This window comes from Pseudomonas sp. IT-P100, from assembly GCF_949767185.1.
GTDB lineage: Bacteria > Pseudomonadota > Gammaproteobacteria > Pseudomonadales > Pseudomonadaceae > Aquipseudomonas > Aquipseudomonas fluorescens_B.
Window position 1 is genome coordinate 1 of record NZ_CATKQK010000039.1, and the last position, 648, is coordinate 648.

Consider the following 648-nt stretch of genomic DNA (forward strand, 5'->3'; position numbering starts at 1 on the left):
ACTGACCCTCGCCGGCGACAGTCAGACCGAAAAGCTGCTGGTCAGCGATCTCCGTTACAACGCCACCGACCAGCTCGAAACGGAAACCGCCGGCAACGGCGTCATCACCCGCCGCCACTACGACGAGGCCAACGGCAGGCTGACGCAACTGAGCGCCCACAAAGCCGATGGCTCGCCGCTGCAGATCCTCAAATATCTCTACGACGCCGTGGGCAATGTCCTGAGCATCGAAGATGCCGCGCAACCGATCCGCTACTTCAATAACCAACGCATCGAGCCGATCAAAACCTATCGCTACGACACGCTTTACCAGTTGATCCACGCCACCGGTTGCGAGGCCCAATCCGGACGCGGCGGCCCCGCCCTGCCCGACTTTCAACACTTGCCGCCCGATCCCGGCCAGATCGCCAACTACAAACAAACCTTCTACTACGACGCCGGCGGCAATCTGCTGAATCTGGAACATGTCGGCGCGCAAGCCCACAGTCGCACCTTGACCCGGGCGCGCTACAGCAACCGCTGCTTGCCCGAGCGCGACAACCGCCCACCGACCGAGGCAGAACTGGCCGCGGGGTTCGATGCCAACGGCAACCTGTGTGAATTGCAACCCGGCCAGCGGCTAAGTTGGGACCTGCGCAACCAACTCAC

The 648-nt window shown here is 62.3% G+C and carries 1 pseudogene; it reads left to right on the forward strand.

What is annotated here, in order from left to right:
* Positions 1–648: pseudogene (locus ACM6IQ_RS22205) on the forward strand (RHS repeat protein); the annotation flags it as partial.